This is a genomic window from Nocardioides sp. Root140, assembly GCF_001426745.1.
Taxonomy (GTDB): Bacteria; Actinomycetota; Actinomycetes; order Propionibacteriales; family Nocardioidaceae; genus Nocardioides.
Map to the genome: position 1 here is coordinate 247,547 of NZ_LMFI01000001.1, position 14,068 is coordinate 261,614.

Below are 14,068 nucleotides of genomic sequence, written 5' to 3' on the forward strand. Positions count from 1 at the left end.
GGATGACCGCCCGTGGCACGCATTGGTGACGGAGGCGACCTGTTGAAATGCTCTTTCTGCGGAAAGAGCCAGAAGCAGGTCAAGAAGTTGATCGCCGGACCGGGTGTCTACATCTGTGACGAGTGCATCGACCTCTGCAACGAGATCATCGAGGAGGAGCTCAGCGAGCGCTCCGAGGTGGGTCTCGAGGAGCTGCCGAAGCCGAAGGAGATCTTCGAGTTCCTCAACTCCTACGTGATCGGCCAGGAGCACGCGAAGAAGTCCCTCGCCGTGGCGGTCTACAACCACTACAAGCGGGTGCAGGCCGGTGCGTCGCTCGACACGGCCGGCAAGCACGCCAAGGACGAGGCCGTCGAGGTGGCGAAGTCCAACATCCTCGTCATGGGCCCCACCGGGTGCGGCAAGACCTACCTGGCCCAGACCCTCGCGCGCATGCTCAACGTGCCCTTCGCGATCGCCGACGCCACGGCCCTGACCGAGGCCGGCTACGTCGGTGAGGACGTCGAGAACATCCTGCTCAAGTTGATCCAGGCCGCCGACTACGACGTCAAGAAGGCCGAGACCGGCATCATCTACATCGACGAGATCGACAAGGTGGCCCGCAAGTCGGAGAACCCCTCGATCACGCGCGACGTCTCCGGCGAGGGCGTGCAGCAGGCCCTCCTGAAGATCCTCGAGGGCACCTCGGCGTCGGTGCCGCCCCAGGGCGGGCGCAAGCACCCGCACCAGGAGTTCATCCAGATCGACACCACCAACATCCTGTTCATCGTCGGAGGTGCCTTCGCCGGCCTCGAGCACATCGTCGAGCAGCGGGTCGGCAAGAAGACGCTCGGCTTCACCGCCGACGTCCGCGGCCAGGCCGAACGCGACGCCGAGGACCTCATGTCCCAGGTGCGCCCCGAAGACCTCACCAAGTTCGGGCTGATCCCCGAGTTCATCGGCCGCCTCCCGCTGATCACCAGCGTCACCAAGCTCGACCGTGAGGCGCTCGTCGAGATCCTCACCGTGCCGAAGAACGCTCTGGTCAAGCAGTACCAGCGCCTCTTCGCCATCGACGGCGTCGAGCTCGAGTTCACCGACGAGGCCATCGCCGCGATCGCCGACCGGGCGATGGAGCGCGGCACCGGTGCCCGCGGCCTGCGCGCGATCATCGAGGAAGTCCTGCTCCACGTCATGTACGACGTCCCGTCCCGAGGCGACATCGCCAAGGTCGTGGTGACCGGTGAAGTCGTCGAGGACAACGTGAACCCGACCCTGATCCCGCGCGAGGCCGAGCCGAAGAAGAAGAAGTCGGCCTGACCCCTCGCCGGGCCTGATCACCGCGTGCGGCCCGGGGGGCCGACACGGGTGGGTGCGCATAGTCCGTTCGGGTCATTTCCCGCTTCTGATGCGGTGAATCTCGACCTGTTCAGGGAAGATTGACGCGTCTGGTCCGGTCGAGTCAGGGACGTGCATGAGCTCCGAACACAAGAAGCCGCTGTTCGCCTTCGTGGTGATTGCGGTGATCTGTGCTGTCTTCATGGGTTTCACCGTGAAGTCGGATGCGATCAACGCCCCCGGGCTGCCGCGGTTCGCCGCGTCCGCGATCAACACGGGAGCCGACCTGTTCGGCGGTGACGCACGACGGACCACGTCTCCGAGCGTCCTCGTCGCACTGACCGGGCCGAGCGAGACCGCCGGGCCCACGTCGAGCAGTTCCGGGCCGGAGCAGGCCACGACTTCGCCGACGACCAGGACGAAGGCCAAGCCGCGCGCCCGTGCGGCGTACCTTCCGCGCAAGGCCACCTCGCACCACAAGGCCCGCAGCACGAATGTGCATCGCGCCCAGCCGCGGGTGACCGTACGCCGGCCGGCCGGGCCGCACGCCTCCGTCCTGGACCACTCGAAGCACGGCAAGGCGCACGGCAAGGCGAACCACAAGAGCCTGAACCTGCGTGTCGACAACCTGAAGGTCCGCGGCGACTTCAGGGCCCGCGGTCACTTCAAGCTCGACGGTCACGGTCACGGCAAGGCACGGGGTCACTCGAAGGCGCACAGCCACCACGGCAAGGCGCACAGCCACTCGAAGGCGCACGGCCACCACGGCAAGGCGCACGGCCACCACGGCAAGGCGCACGGCCACCACCGCTGACCCGTCGCCAGTTCGTGTCGACCCGTCGCCAGTTCGCGGCGACCTGTCGTGAGTTCGCGAACTCACGACAGGTCGATGCTCATTTCTCGGGAGCGGGAGCCAGCTCGGCCGCGACGGTCAGGGCGGTGGCGTCCTCGACAGGGGTCAGCACGAACTCGCCGGTGACCTTGCCGACCGCACTCAGGTCGTCACGGGCCTTGTCGATGGCAGCCAGTGCCTCGGGGGTGCCGGTGAACTCCACCCGCGTGACCTCGGTGCGCTGGGTGACCTTCGCCTGCGACTTCGCGCCACGGATGCCACCGAGGGCAGCCGCCACGTGGGTCAGCATGCTCGGGTCAGCGGCGGCCGCCGAGCCCAGCTCGGTGGCGGTGGGCCAGGACGCGGTGTGCACCGAACCCTCCTGCCACCACGACCAGACCTCTTCGGTCACGTAGGGCAGGAACGGCGCCAGCAGGCGCAGCTGCACGTGCAGGGCTCCGGCGAGGGTGGCCTGGGCCGACTCGGTGGCGCTGCCGCCGTCCTCGGCGTACGCCCGCTCCTTGACCAGCTCGAGGTAGTCGTCGCAGAACTCCCAGAAGAACTTCTCGACGGCCTCGAGGGCGCTGGTGTAGTCGTAGGCCTCGAAGGCTTCGGTCGCCTCGGTGACCACGTTGGCCAGGCCGCCCATCAGCGCGCAGTCGAGGGGAGCGGAGATCGCCGGCGGGTTCAGCTCGGTGGCCCCGACCATGCCGAGCACGAACTTGGAGGCGTTGAGCACCTTCATCGCCAGGCGACGGCCGACCTTCATCTGGGTCTCGTCGAACGGCGAGTCCAGACCGGGTCGAGCCATCGCAGCGCGCCAGCGCACGGCGTCGGCGCCGAACTTGTCGATGATCTCGTTGGGCACCACGACGTTGCCCTTGGACTTCGACATCTTCTTGCGGTCGGGGTCCATGATGAAGCCGGAGATCATCGCGTGCGTCCACGGCACGGCACCGCTCTCGTGGTGCGAGCGGACCACCCGTGAGAACAGCCAGGTGCGGATGATGTCGTGGGCCTGGGTGCAGAGGTCCATCGGGAAGACCCGCCCGAAGAGGTCGGGGTCGGACTCCCAGCCGCCGGCGATCTGCGGGGTCAGCGACGAGGTCGCCCAGGTGTCCATCACGTCGGGGTCGCCCATGAAGCCGTTCGGCTTGCCGCGCTGCCCCTCGTCGTACCCCTGCGGGGCCACCGTCGACGGGTCGACCGGCAGCTGGTCCTCGGTGGGCAGCAGCGGGTGGTCGTAGTCGGGCTCGCCCTCGGCGTCGAGGGAGTACCAGACCGGGAACGGGATGCCGAAGAAGCGCTGGCGCGAGATCAGCCAGTCGCCGTTGAGGCCGCCGACCCAGTTGTCGTAGCGGTGCTTCATGTGGGTCGGCACCCAGGTGATGGCGTTGCCGTCCTCGACCAGCTCGTCGCGCAGCTCGGTGTCGCGGCCGCCGTTGCGGATGTACCACTGGCGGGTGGCGACGATCTCGAGGGGCTTGTCGCCCTTCTCGTAGAAGTTCGTCATCCGCTTGGTCGGCTTGGGGTCGCCGTCGAGGTCGCCGGTCTCCTTGAGCCGGGCGACCACGGCCTCGCGGGCGCTGAACGCGGTCTTGCCCTTGAGCTCCTCGTAGGCGGCGGAGGCCTGCTCGGAGGAGAGCCAGTCGGGGGTTTCGCGCAGGAAGCGTCCGTCGCGGCCGATGAGGGTGCGCACCGGCAGCTGGAGCTCGCGCCACCACGTGACGTCGGTGAGGTCACCGAACGTGCAGCACATCGCGATGCCGGCGCCCTTGTCGGGCTCGGCCGCGGTGTGGGCCAGCACCGGGATCTCGACGCCGAAGACCGGCGAGGTGACCGTGGTGCCGAACAGCTCGGCGTACCGCTCGTCGTCGGGGTGCGCGATCAGCGCCACCACCGACGGGATCAGCTCGGGACGCGTGGTCTCGATGAAGATCTGGTCTCCGTCGGGCTTGTGGAAGGCGACCCGGTGGTAGGCGCCGGCGTACTCGCGGGCCTCGAGCTCAGCCTGGGCGACCGCGCTCTGGAAGGTGACGTCCCACAGGGTGGGGGCTTCCTGCAGGTAGGCCTCGCCGCGGGCGAAGTTGCGCAGGAAGGCGCGCTGGCTGACCGTCTGGGCCTTCGGCCCGATGGTCGTGTAGTGCTCCTTCCAGTCGACCGACAGGCCGACGGTGCGCCACAGGGCCTCGAACGCCTTCTCGTCCTCGACCACGAGCTCCTCGCAGAGCTCGACGAAGTTGGGCCGGCTGATCGGCACCTGCTTCTTCGGGTCGGGCTTCTCGGGCGGGGTGAAGTCGGGGTCGTACGGCAGCGACGGGTCGCACCGGACACCGTAGAAGTTCTGCACCCGGCGCTCGGTCGGCAGGCCGTTGTCGTCCCAGCCGATCGGGTAGAAGATCGACTTGCCCTGCATGCGCTGGTAGCGCGCGATCAGGTCGGGGTGCGTGTAGGAGAAGACGTGGCCGACGTGCAGCGAGCCGGAGACGGTCGGCGGGGGAGTGTCGATCGAGTAGACCATCGAGCGCGGCTGGGTGCGGTCGAAGCGGTAGGTGTCCTCGGCCTTCCACTTCTCGGACCACTTGGCCTCGAGCCCTTCGAGCGCGGGCTTGTCCGGTACGACGACGGCGCGCGCGGCGGCGGGCGTCGTCTCGGACAGGTCGGCGTTGTCAGGGTTCTCAGTCATGGGCCGAATGTTACGTGTGGGAAGCGATGTGCCGCGAACCCGTTCCCGGTGGCGGACGGCGGCGGATCCGGCGAAAACCCGATCCCCGAGCCGGGCCCTCCCGATTAGCGTTCGTGCATGGCGGACGACGACGTGACCCTGGAGCTCTTCACCGACCCGCGCGACTTCCTCGCGGTGGCCGGTGACCACCTGGCCGAGGACCCGGTCACCCGCACCGTCGTCACCACCGTCACGGCCCGGATGGCGCGGGCCCGCGACGCCGGCGAGCCGGTCGTCGACCGCGGCCACGAGCAGTGGTGGGCGGCCGTGCGCGATGCCTCGGGCGCCGTCGTGGGTACGGCGATGCGCACGGCACCGTTCCCGCCGTACCCACTGTTCGTGCAGGAGATGCCGGAGGCGGGTGCCCGTGAGCTGGCCCGGGTGCTGCACGCCCGTGGCGCCGTGATCGCCGCGGCGAACGGCGCCCTGCCCGCGGCCCAGCAGCTGATGGACGAGCTCGCGCTGCTCAGCGGCGGCCGCGCGGTCATCGAGGAGCACACCCGGCTCTTCGAGCTCGGCGAGCTGACCCCGCCATCGACGCTGCCGGCCGGGTCGTTGCGACTGGCCAGGCCGGCCGAGGCCGAGCTCTGCCTCGGCTGGTTCCGGGCCTTCCGCGTCGAGGCCGCCGAGCAGGCCGGCCGCACGTCCGACCCGACGGTCGGTGAGAGCTTCGGGATCGAGGACCTCCTCGAGCGGATCACGGAGGAGCGCATCTGGGTCTGGGTCGACGAGCACGACGTCCCGGTCCACGTCACCGGCGCCAACCTGCCGTCGTACGGCGTGACCCGCATCGGGCCGGTCTACACGCCGCGGGAACACCGCGGGCATGGCCTGGCCAGCGCGGCCGTGGCCGAGGTGTCGAGGTCGTACGTCGAAGCAGGCGTGCGGGTGTGCCTGTTCACCGACCAGGCCAACCCGGTCTCGAACGCGATCTACCAGCGGCTGGGCTACCGGCCCGTCGTCGACATGGCGATCCTGCGCCTCGAACCGTGAATCGTGGGCGCGAGAGTCCGCAACTAGACTCAAGGCGCCATGACTGAACCTTCCTCGCAGCCCCGTCCCGCCGAGAGCTTCGCCGAGGCCGAGGACGCACTCCTGTCCCGCTGGCCCGAGAGCAAGCTGGAGCCCAGCCTTGACCGGATCCGTGCCTTCACCGAGCTGCTGGGCGACCCGCAGCACTCCTACCCGGTGATCCACCTGACCGGCACCAACGGCAAGACCTCGACGTCGCGGATGATCGACTCGCTGTTGCGCACCATGAACCTGCGCACCGGTCGCTTCACCAGTCCGCACGTGGAGAAGATGAGCGAGCGGATCAGCATCGACGGCGAGCCGCTCGACGACGAGGCGTTCGTCCGCGCGTTCAACGACGTCGCGGGCTACACCCACCTGGTCGACTCCGACCAGCCCCACCCGTTGTCGTTCTTCGAGACCGTGGTCGGCATGGCGTTCAGCGCGTTCGCCGACGCCCCCGTCGACGTGGCCATCGTCGAGGTCGGCATGGGTGGCTCGTGGGACGCCACCAACGTGGCCGACGGCCAGGTGGCCGTCGTGCTCCCGATCGCGATCGACCACTCGAAGTACCTCGGCGACAGTGCCACCGCCATCGCCCAGGAGAAGGCCGGCATCATCAAGGAGGGTGCCCAGGTCGTGATTGCCGAGCAGACCCCCGAGGTGGCCGAGGTGCTGCTGGCCCGCGCGGCCGAGGTGCACGCCACCGTGGCGCGTGAGGGCATGGAGTTCGGCGTGATCACCCGGGTGCCGGCCATCGGCGGCCAGACGATCAGCCTGCAGGGCCTCCGGGGGCGGTACGACGACCTGTTCCTCCCGCTCTACGGCGCCCACCAGGCCCAGAACGCCGCGGTCGCCCTGGCCGCCGTCGAGGCCTTCGCCGGCGACGAGGCACTCTCCGACGAGGTGGTGCGTGAGGCGTTCGCCTCCGTCACGTCACCCGGTCGACTCGAGGTGATCCGCCGCAGCCCGACCGTGGTGCTCGACGCCGCTCACAACCCGCACGGCGCCGAGGCCACGGCGGCCGCGCTCGAGGACTCCTTCGCGTTCTCGCCGCTGATCGGGGTGATGGGCGTGATGGCCGACAAGGACTACGAGGGTGTGCTGGCTGCGTTCGAGCCGCACTTCTCCCACATCATCTGCACCCAGAACTCGACCGACCGGTCGAAGAGTGCCGAGGCGCTGGCCGAAGTGGCCCGCGAGGTCTTCGGCGAGGACCGGGTCACGACGACGCCGCGCCTGGCCGACGCGATCGACCAGGCCACCACGATGGCCGAGGCCGGCGAGGCGATCAGCGACACCTTCGGTGCCGGCGGCGTGCTGGTCACCGGCTCCGTGGTCACCGTCGGCGAGGCGAGGGCGATGCTGAAGGGGCGCAACCAGTGAGCGGGCCGCAGAGGTCACCTCGCCGCGGCATGTGCGCGGGCATCCTCACCCTCGAGGCGATCGCGCTCGGCCTGACCACGCCCGTGCTGATCACCATCGCCGACGTGTCCGTCGGCACCGCCCTGACCCTCGGCCTCGGCCTGGCCGTCGCCTGCATCGTGGCGGCCGGCATGCTGCGCGCCGAGTGGGCCTACGGCCTCGGCTGGGCGATCCAGGTCGCGGCGATCGCGCTCGGTTTCCTGGTGCCGACGATGTTCTTCCTCGGCGGACTGTTCGCCCTGCTGTGGGGCACGGCCTACTTCCTCGGCAAGAAGATCGAACGGGAACGGGCCGCCGCGTACGCCGCCTACGAGGCCGAGAACTGAGGCAGTGCACCTCCCAGAGGGGTCCGGCCCGACGGTCTGGGCCGTCTTCTTCGTCGTGGTGTTCCTGCGCGCCCAGGCGACGTACTGGATCGCCAGGGCGGTGACCCAGCAGGCCCTCGACCACACCGCACCGACCCACGGCTTCGCGCTGAAGGTGCATGCCTGGCTCGACGGTACGTCGGCCCGGCGCGGCGTCGACTCGTTGCGTCGGTGGGGCGCCCTCGCCGTCCCGCTCTCGTTCCTGACGATCGGCGCCCAGACCGTGGTCAACGCCGGCGCCGGCGTGATCCGGATGCCGGCCTGGCGCTACACCCTCGTGATGCTTCCGGGGTGCGCGGCCTGGGCGCTGGTGTGGACCACGATCGGGATCTCGGCGTTCTACGCCGCTATCGGCGCCGGCCTCTCGACCGAGTGGGGAGTGGTCGCTGCCGTGGTCGTCGTGCTCGCCGCGGGACTGGGCATCGGGTTGCTCCGGCGCCGCGCCCGGCGTACCGCCTGACCGGGGGACCGGCTCGCTGCTCCGCTGGTTAGGCTGTGCGCCGTGAGCGAATCGATCGAGAAGTCCCTCGTCCTGGTCAAGCCCGACGGCTACCGTCGCGGACTCAGCGGGGAGGTGCTGCGCCGCATCGAGGCCAAGGGCTACGTTCCCGTGGCGCTGGCCGTCCTGACCCCGACCCGGGAGCAGCTCGCCGAGCACTACGCCGAGCACGAGGGCAAGCCGTTCTACGAGCCCCTGGTGGAGTTCATGTCCTCCGGCCCGGTGACCGCGATGGTCATCGAGGGCCAGCGCTGCATCGAGGGGTTCCGGTCCCTGGCCGGGTCCACCGAGCCGACCGGCGCCCTGCCCGGCACCATCCGCGGCGACCTCGGCCGTGACTGGGGCCTCAAGGTGCAGCAGAACATCGTGCACGGCTCCGACTCTCCCGAGTCGGCCGCCCGCGAGATCGGCATCTGGTTCCCCGAGCTCTGATGCGCATCGCGGGGGCGGTCCTGGGATTGCTCCTGCTCCTCGCCGGGTGCACCTCCTCCGGCGACTCCGGCGATTCCGACGAACCACGCGCCGAACCCGGTGACCGCTGCCGGGGCGTCTCGCACGACGAGGTGCGCGGCCGGGCGCCGTCGTACGGCGCGAAGCGGCTGCGCTCCTACCCGGTCGACCACGCCGTGTGTGCGGCGTACTGGATCGACCACGCCGACGACGGGTTCGTGCCGCAGGGCCTGGCGCTGCGCGGGCGTACGGCGTACGTCGGCGGCTACGGCTGGGTCGAGAAGCGCACCGATCGCGCGTGCCAGGTGGCGAAGGTCGACCTGCGCACCGGGCGCACGACCGGGTTCACGCCGCGCATCGAGGCCGACGTGTACGGCGGTCGCCTCACGTTCTGCCGGCACGGCGGCGGCCTCGAGCTGACCGACGACGGCCTCTGGCTGGCCGAGGCCGAACGCCTCTGGCTGCTCGACCCCGACCGCATCGGCCGCGGAGACCCCGTCGTGAGGGTCTGGCGGATCGAGCCCGGCATCAAGGGGTCGACACTGCTCATCCACGACGGGCGCCTCGGCTTCGCGACGTACGCCGCAGAGGGGTCGGGCCGGATGACGTGGTTCGCGCTCGACGACGTACGACGCCCGGGCGTCGACGACCTCCGCCACGACGCGCGCGACGCGACCGACGCCGGGGTGACCGGGCGCGGTCGCGTGCCGAACCGGGTGCAGGGCATCACCGGCGACGCGGCCGGGGTGTGGCACTCGTCGTCGCGTATCTCGTGCGGTGAGCTGCACGGTCCGGGCAGACGTGAGGTCGCGTCGGTCCCCGGCGCCGAGGACGTGCAGTTCCGCGGACGCGACCTCTGGGTGGTCAGCGAGGCGGGCGCCGAACCGTGGATCGACGAGGAGCGGGTGCCGATGCTGCTGCGGCTCGACCGGGCCACGGTGCTCCGCGCACGGTCGGCCTGCGACTTCTAGGCGACACGGCCTCGAACGGCGAGTGCGACGCTCGGCGGCGCGTTCAGCGCGCGTTCAGCCGGCACCCGTCACAATCGACCCCATGCGCGTGCTGGTGGTCGACGACGAGAAGCGGCTGGCCCGATCCCTGAAGGTCGGACTCGAGGCCGAGGGTTTCGCGGTCGACGTCGCGGCCGACGGCACCGACGGGCTGTGGCTGGCCCGCGAGAACGACTACGACGCGATCGTGCTCGACCTGATGCTTCCCGGCATCAACGGCTACCGGGTGTGCGCCACCCTCCGCGAGGAGGAGAACTGGACGCCGATCCTGATGCTCACCGCCAAGGACGGCGAGTGGGACCAGGTCGAGGGGCTCGACACCGGTGCCGACGACTACCTGACCAAGCCGTTCTCGTTCCCGGTCCTGGTGGCCCGTCTGCGCGCGATCATCCGGCGCGGCGCCACCGAGCGCCCCACCGTGCTCGAGGCCGGCGACCTGCGCCTCGACCCGGCGGCGCGACGCGTGTGGCGGGGCGAGACCGAGCTCGAGCTGACCGCGCGGGAGCACTCGCTGCTCGCCTTCCTGATGCGGCACACCGGCGACGTGGTCTCCAAGACCCAGATCCTCGAGGCAGTCTGGGACGTCAACTTCGAGGGCGACCCCAACATCGTCGAGGTCTACATCCGCCACCTGCGCAACAAGGTCGACCGGCCGTTCGGGCGCGAGGCGATCCAGACCTTGCGCGGAGCCGGCTACCGACTGGCGGGCAACGGTGGCTAGCCGACTGGGCGGCCGGGCCTCGGTGCGCCTGCGTGCCACTGTCGGGGCGCTCCTGGTCGTGCTCGTGGCCCTCGCCGCCGGGGCCGCGTTGCTGGTCGTGCTGATGCGGCAGTCGCTGCTCGACGGTCTCGAGACGAGCGCCGAGCAGCGCGCCTCGTCGCTGGCCGACCAGATCGAGCAGACCGGCGTACCCGAGTCTCTCGGCGCCGACGAGCCGGGGGACGACGATGACGAGGACGACGACCCCGACGACGTCGTGATCGTGGTGCGCGGCCCCGGCGGGTCCGTCGTCGTCACCTCACAGGCGGTGGCGGCCGAGCTGCCGGACGACGACGCTCGAGGCGTCGAGCTGCCGGGCAGCGACCACGACTACGTGGTGGCCGCGGAGGAGGCCGACGCCGACGAGGGGGACTACGTCGTCAGTGTCGGGATCTCCCAGGAGGACGCCGACGAGTCGACGTCCGCGCTGGTCCCGTTGCTCGGGCTCGGCCTTCCCCTCGTGCTGCTCGTGGTCGGCGCCACCACCTGGGTCGTCGTCGGCCGTGCCCTCGCCCCGGTGGACCGCATGCGCGGGCAGGTCGACCAGATCACCGGTGAGCATCTCAGCGGGCGGGTCGACGTGCCCGCATCACGCGACGAGATCCACCGTCTCGCACGCACCATGAACTCGATGCTGGACCGGCTCGAGACCTCGCGGGACCGGCAGCAACGCTTCGTCTCCGACGCCAGTCACGAGTTGCGCTCGCCCCTCGCCGGCATGCGCCAGACCGCCGAGGTCGTGATGTCGCACCCCGGTGCCATGCCCGAGGGCGAGCTCGCGGAGGCCGTGCTCGAGGAGTCCGCGCGCATGCAACGGCTGGTCGAGCAGATGCTGATGCTGACCCGCGCCGACGAGGGCGTGGCCGGCGGACCCGCCCGCGAGGTCGACCTCGACGACCTGGCCCTGGCCGAGGTCGACCGGGCCCGCCGGCTCGGGCAGCCGCGGGAGGTCCACGTCGATGGCAGCGCCATCGCTCCGGGCCGGGTGCTCGGCGACCGGGCCGCCCTGGCGCAGGTGACCCGCAACCTCGTGGACAACGCCCTGCGGCACGCACGCACCCAGGTGCGGGTCAGTGTGTCCTCGGACCCGGCCGGCGTCGAGCTGGTCGTCGAGGACGACGGCTCCGGGGTGCCCGAAGGGGAGCGCGAGCGCATCTTCGAGCGTTTCGTCCGTCTGGACGAGGCCCGGGCCCGCGACGACGGCGGTTCCGGGCTCGGCCTGGCCATCGTGCGCGAGATCGCCCGCGCCCACGGCGGAGAAGCGTCCGTCACCGCGTCCGCGCCAGGCGGCGCGCGCTTCGTCGTACGGCTCCCACGCGCCTGATCGCGCTCGCTCCGCGACGCGCACCCGGTGACTCGTTGGTGGCTGTTGGCTGTCCCTGGTCGGCGAAACAGCCAGCAGCCACCAGTCTGCAGTGGATTTGCGCTTGATCGCCAGCCTGAAAGGGCCTTCAGGTGCTTTCAGCGTGGGTTCAGCGGCCCGCTGACAGGCTCGTCTCATCGCTTGAAAATCAACGAGAGGACGAGTCCCATGAACGAGACACCCACCAACGAGACCGGCACCAACAACGACGAGGCAGCCGCCACCGGCACGCCCAGCTGGCGCAGCCGCCGGGTGCTGGTCCCGGCCGTGGCAGCGCTCGCGGTGCTCGGCGTGGGAGGAGTCGTGTGGAGCGCGTCGGCCGACGACGACCTCCGTGGCGACCAGCGTGACCGCGCCTCCCAGGTGGCGGTCGACACGGCCGGTGGCGGCAAGGTCACCGAGGCCGAGAAGGATGACGGGTTCTACGAGCTCGAGGTCACCCGCGAGGACGGCACCGAGGTCGACGTACGTCTGGACAAGGACTACAAGGTGGTCGGCACCGAGACCGACGGCCCCGACGACGACCGGTACGACGACCGCGACGACGACGGCCGCACCGACGACGACCGCGATGGTGACCGTGACGCCGACGACAAGCCGCTGACCGCCGCCGAGGACACCGCGGCGAAGAAGGCCGCGCTCGCGGAGATCGGGAGCGGCAACGTCACCGACGTCGACCGCGATGACGACGGCGGTGCCGGACGCTACGAGGTCGAGGTGACGAAGGCCGACGGCACCGAGTGGAGCGTGCGGCTCGACAAGGACTTCACTGTTCTCGACAGCCATCGCGACGACTGATCTCCTCCCAGACCCAGACACGGCGTGCGTCCCCACGGGATGCACGCCGTTCTGCGTCTGACCGCGGCTAGCGGCGGCCGCCGCCCAGCAGGCCGCCGAGCACGTCGGAGATGATCTTGCCCGCGCCGCCGGACGCGCCGCCGCCGATGGCGCCCTTGAGCACCTGCTCCAGCACGCTGCCGAGCACGGACTTGTCCTCGGTCTTGGAGGGGGCGGCGCCCTTCGAGGTCATCCGGGACGCCAGCCAGGACAGCACGATCGGCGCCAGGATGGGCAGCAGCTTCTTGACCAGGCCCGACGAGGCGCCGGTGCTGCCGAGCTGGTTGATGACCTGGTCCTGCTGGTTGCCGAAGATGTGGGCCGCGATCTTCTCGCCGTCTGCCGTGTCGACCCGGGACAGGTCGGCGGGGTCGCCGTCCTCGTGCTGGCCGAGCGCGTCGAGGAGCGACGCGGCGCCGGCCGGATCCTGGGCGTTGGCGTCGAGGCCGCCGAGCAAGGCGGGCAGTGCGGCCCTGGCGGCCTGCTCCACGGCGGCCGGGTCCTCACCGAGATCGGCACTGATCCGGTCGAGGGGGAGGGAGGCCAGGAGGTCGTCGATGTCTGACATGGAGGCAACCTACTGCGCGGAGCCGCGGGTTGACCATGGCCTCAGTGAGCCGCAGTGTCAGCGGTGGTCCCGCGCCCGGACTGGCGGGTCACTGGCGGCCGCCGAAGCGCCAGTCGTGAACTTCCAGCGGTTCCCCGGCCAGGGACGGAAACGCCTTCTCGAACACCGCGTTCGCTGCGTCACGGTTCGGCGCGGGAGCGGCGACCGCGACGCCCCGGGCAGGACTGTGTTCGGCGTCCGCCTCCTCAAGGATCCCGCAGACCGCGAGCTCCCCGGCCACGCCGGGAGGGAGCTGCCACGACTCGCTGTCCTGCAGTGCGGCCGAATTCTCCGGACGGACCAGCATGAAGAACATCGGCAGGTCCACGGGCTGAGGAAACTCCCACATGGTGCGGCCGATGAGGTTGGTGAAGCGCCACACCGAGTGCTCGGCGTACGCCCCGGCCTGGTGGTACGGCTCGTCATTGATGAACGCCAGAACCGCCTCGGGGGTGGGCAGCTCCAGCACGTGGATGCTGCCCAACCAGGATTGTCGGTCGGGGCCCAACAGGGGGCCGCGCGCCGTCAGCGCGTCGGCGACCCTGTCGTAGTACGCCCAGTGGCGCTCGTCGAGATCGTGGTCGTCGTCAGTCTCCGCAGCGAGGGCTGAGGCGCGGCTGTGGATGAGGTAGTCCATGCGGATCCTTGGTTGTCGGAGTCATGCGTCCGGAGAGCCAGGGGTCTGGCTCGTCGGCGACGGGCGTTCCGGGCTGCCCGCCGCGTAGCAGGCAGCGATCACCACCATGGTGTCCGGAGGTCCAAGTCCTACTCTGACTGCGGGCAGCCAACTGACCGGCCCGCCGGCCACGACCGCTGCGGGCCTGTTACCGCGTGTCCTACCGGGGAACGCCGGTCGCCGAACCTACC

Annotated in this window: 14 protein-coding genes; 11 read left to right on the plus strand and 3 right to left on the minus strand. The window is 70.4% G+C overall.

The genetic code is table 11. The features are described 5' to 3' along the window. Positions 1-12: 12 nt before the first annotated feature. Together clpX and ASD30_RS01245 are read left to right on the plus strand one after the other, a co-directional pair. Positions 13-1,299 (plus strand): ATP-dependent Clp protease ATP-binding subunit ClpX, encoded by a 1,287-nt coding sequence (gene clpX, locus ASD30_RS01240; protein ID WP_056675811.1) that lies wholly within the window; start codon positions 13-15, stop codon positions 1,297-1,299. A 154-nt stretch (positions 1,300-1,453) separates the two neighbouring features. Next, on the plus strand, positions 1,454-2,131 hold the full coding sequence (locus tag ASD30_RS01245; RefSeq protein ID WP_056675815.1) for a hypothetical protein: 678 nt from the start codon (positions 1,454-1,456) through the stop codon (positions 2,129-2,131). Between the two features lie 79 nt (positions 2,132-2,210). On the opposite strand, the gene valS is transcribed toward ASD30_RS01245, so the two are convergent. Beyond that, complete coding sequence (gene valS / locus ASD30_RS01250; RefSeq protein WP_056675817.1) at positions 2,211-4,835, minus strand: valine--tRNA ligase; 2,625 nt, start codon at positions 4,833-4,835, stop codon at positions 2,211-2,213. A gap of 117 nt (positions 4,836-4,952) precedes the next feature. Between valS and ASD30_RS01255 the strand changes: the two genes are divergently transcribed. From ASD30_RS01255 to ASD30_RS01295, 9 genes are all read left to right on the plus strand, one after another. Next, the gene (locus ASD30_RS01255) at positions 4,953-5,867 is read left to right on the plus strand and encodes a GNAT family N-acetyltransferase (RefSeq protein WP_056675820.1); all 915 of its coding nucleotides are present in this window, start codon (positions 4,953-4,955) and stop codon (positions 5,865-5,867) included. A gap of 39 nt (positions 5,868-5,906) precedes the next feature. After that, on the plus strand, positions 5,907-7,271 hold the full coding sequence (folC, locus tag ASD30_RS01260) for a bifunctional tetrahydrofolate synthase/dihydrofolate synthase (RefSeq protein WP_056675822.1): 1,365 nt from the start codon (positions 5,907-5,909) through the stop codon (positions 7,269-7,271). Beyond that, on the plus strand, positions 7,268-7,636 hold the full coding sequence (locus ASD30_RS01265; protein WP_235530199.1) for a DUF4233 domain-containing protein: 369 nt from the start codon (positions 7,268-7,270) through the stop codon (positions 7,634-7,636). The genes folC and ASD30_RS01265 overlap by 4 nt, the downstream gene beginning before the upstream one ends. A 4-nt stretch (positions 7,637-7,640) precedes the next feature. After that, positions 7,641-8,135, plus strand: a complete 495-nt coding sequence (locus ASD30_RS01270) for a VTT domain-containing protein (protein ID WP_056675828.1) — start codon at positions 7,641-7,643, stop codon at positions 8,133-8,135. A 42-nt stretch (positions 8,136-8,177) separates the two neighbouring features. Beyond that, on the plus strand, positions 8,178-8,606 hold the full coding sequence (gene ndk, locus ASD30_RS01275; protein WP_056675831.1) for a nucleoside-diphosphate kinase: 429 nt from the start codon (positions 8,178-8,180) through the stop codon (positions 8,604-8,606). Then, entirely contained in the window at positions 8,606-9,595 is a 990-nt protein-coding gene (locus tag ASD30_RS01280) for a hypothetical protein (protein WP_056675834.1), read from the plus strand. The genes ndk and ASD30_RS01280 overlap by 1 nt, the downstream gene beginning before the upstream one ends. A gap of 82 nt (positions 9,596-9,677) precedes the next feature. Then, the gene (locus ASD30_RS01285; RefSeq protein ID WP_056675836.1) at positions 9,678-10,355 is read left to right on the plus strand and encodes a response regulator transcription factor; all 678 of its coding nucleotides are present in this window, start codon (positions 9,678-9,680) and stop codon (positions 10,353-10,355) included. Beyond that, a complete protein-coding gene (locus ASD30_RS01290; RefSeq protein ID WP_056675841.1) occupies positions 10,348-11,718 on the plus strand; it encodes a sensor histidine kinase in 1,371 nt (456 codons plus the stop codon). Before ASD30_RS01285 ends, ASD30_RS01290 begins: the two co-directional genes overlap by 8 nt. Before the next feature lie 207 nt (positions 11,719-11,925). Then, a complete protein-coding gene (locus ASD30_RS01295) occupies positions 11,926-12,555 on the plus strand; it encodes a PepSY domain-containing protein (protein ID WP_056675846.1) in 630 nt (209 codons plus the stop codon). A 67-nt stretch (positions 12,556-12,622) separates the two neighbouring features. On the opposite strand, the gene ASD30_RS01300 is transcribed toward ASD30_RS01295, so the two are convergent. After that, entirely contained in the window at positions 12,623-13,162 is a 540-nt protein-coding gene (locus tag ASD30_RS01300; protein ID WP_056675850.1) for a DUF937 domain-containing protein, read from the minus strand. 88 nt (positions 13,163-13,250) lie between these two features. Next, positions 13,251-13,838: a YciI family protein gene (locus ASD30_RS01305; RefSeq protein ID WP_056675853.1), complete on the minus strand. Its 588-nt coding sequence runs from the start codon at positions 13,836-13,838 to the stop codon at positions 13,251-13,253. Between the last annotated feature and the right edge of the window lie 230 nt (positions 13,839-14,068).

What these genes read in the sequence shown, in the direction of transcription:
- ASD30_RS01245 (WP_056675815.1), top strand. Translation starts at nt 1,454, where the DNA reads ATGAGCTCCGAACACAAGAAGCCGCTGTTCGCCTTCGTGGTGATTGCG.
- valS (WP_056675817.1), bottom strand. Translation starts at nt 4,835, where the DNA reads ATGACTGAGAACCCTGACAACGCCGACCTGTCCGAGACGACGCCCGCC.
- ASD30_RS01255 (WP_056675820.1), top strand. Translation starts at nt 4,953, where the DNA reads ATGGCGGACGACGACGTGACCCTGGAGCTCTTCACCGACCCGCGCGAC.
- folC (WP_056675822.1), top strand. Translation starts at nt 5,907, where the DNA reads ATGACTGAACCTTCCTCGCAGCCCCGTCCCGCCGAGAGCTTCGCCGAG.
- ASD30_RS01280 (WP_056675834.1), top strand. Translation starts at nt 8,606, where the DNA reads ATGCGCATCGCGGGGGCGGTCCTGGGATTGCTCCTGCTCCTCGCCGGG.
- ASD30_RS01285 (WP_056675836.1), top strand. Translation starts at nt 9,678, where the DNA reads ATGCGCGTGCTGGTGGTCGACGACGAGAAGCGGCTGGCCCGATCCCTG.
- ASD30_RS01295 (WP_056675846.1), top strand. Translation starts at nt 11,926, where the DNA reads ATGAACGAGACACCCACCAACGAGACCGGCACCAACAACGACGAGGCA.
- ASD30_RS01300 (WP_056675850.1), bottom strand. Translation starts at nt 13,162, where the DNA reads ATGTCAGACATCGACGACCTCCTGGCCTCCCTCCCCCTCGACCGGATC.
- ASD30_RS01305 (WP_056675853.1), bottom strand. Translation starts at nt 13,838, where the DNA reads ATGGACTACCTCATCCACAGCCGCGCCTCAGCCCTCGCTGCGGAGACT.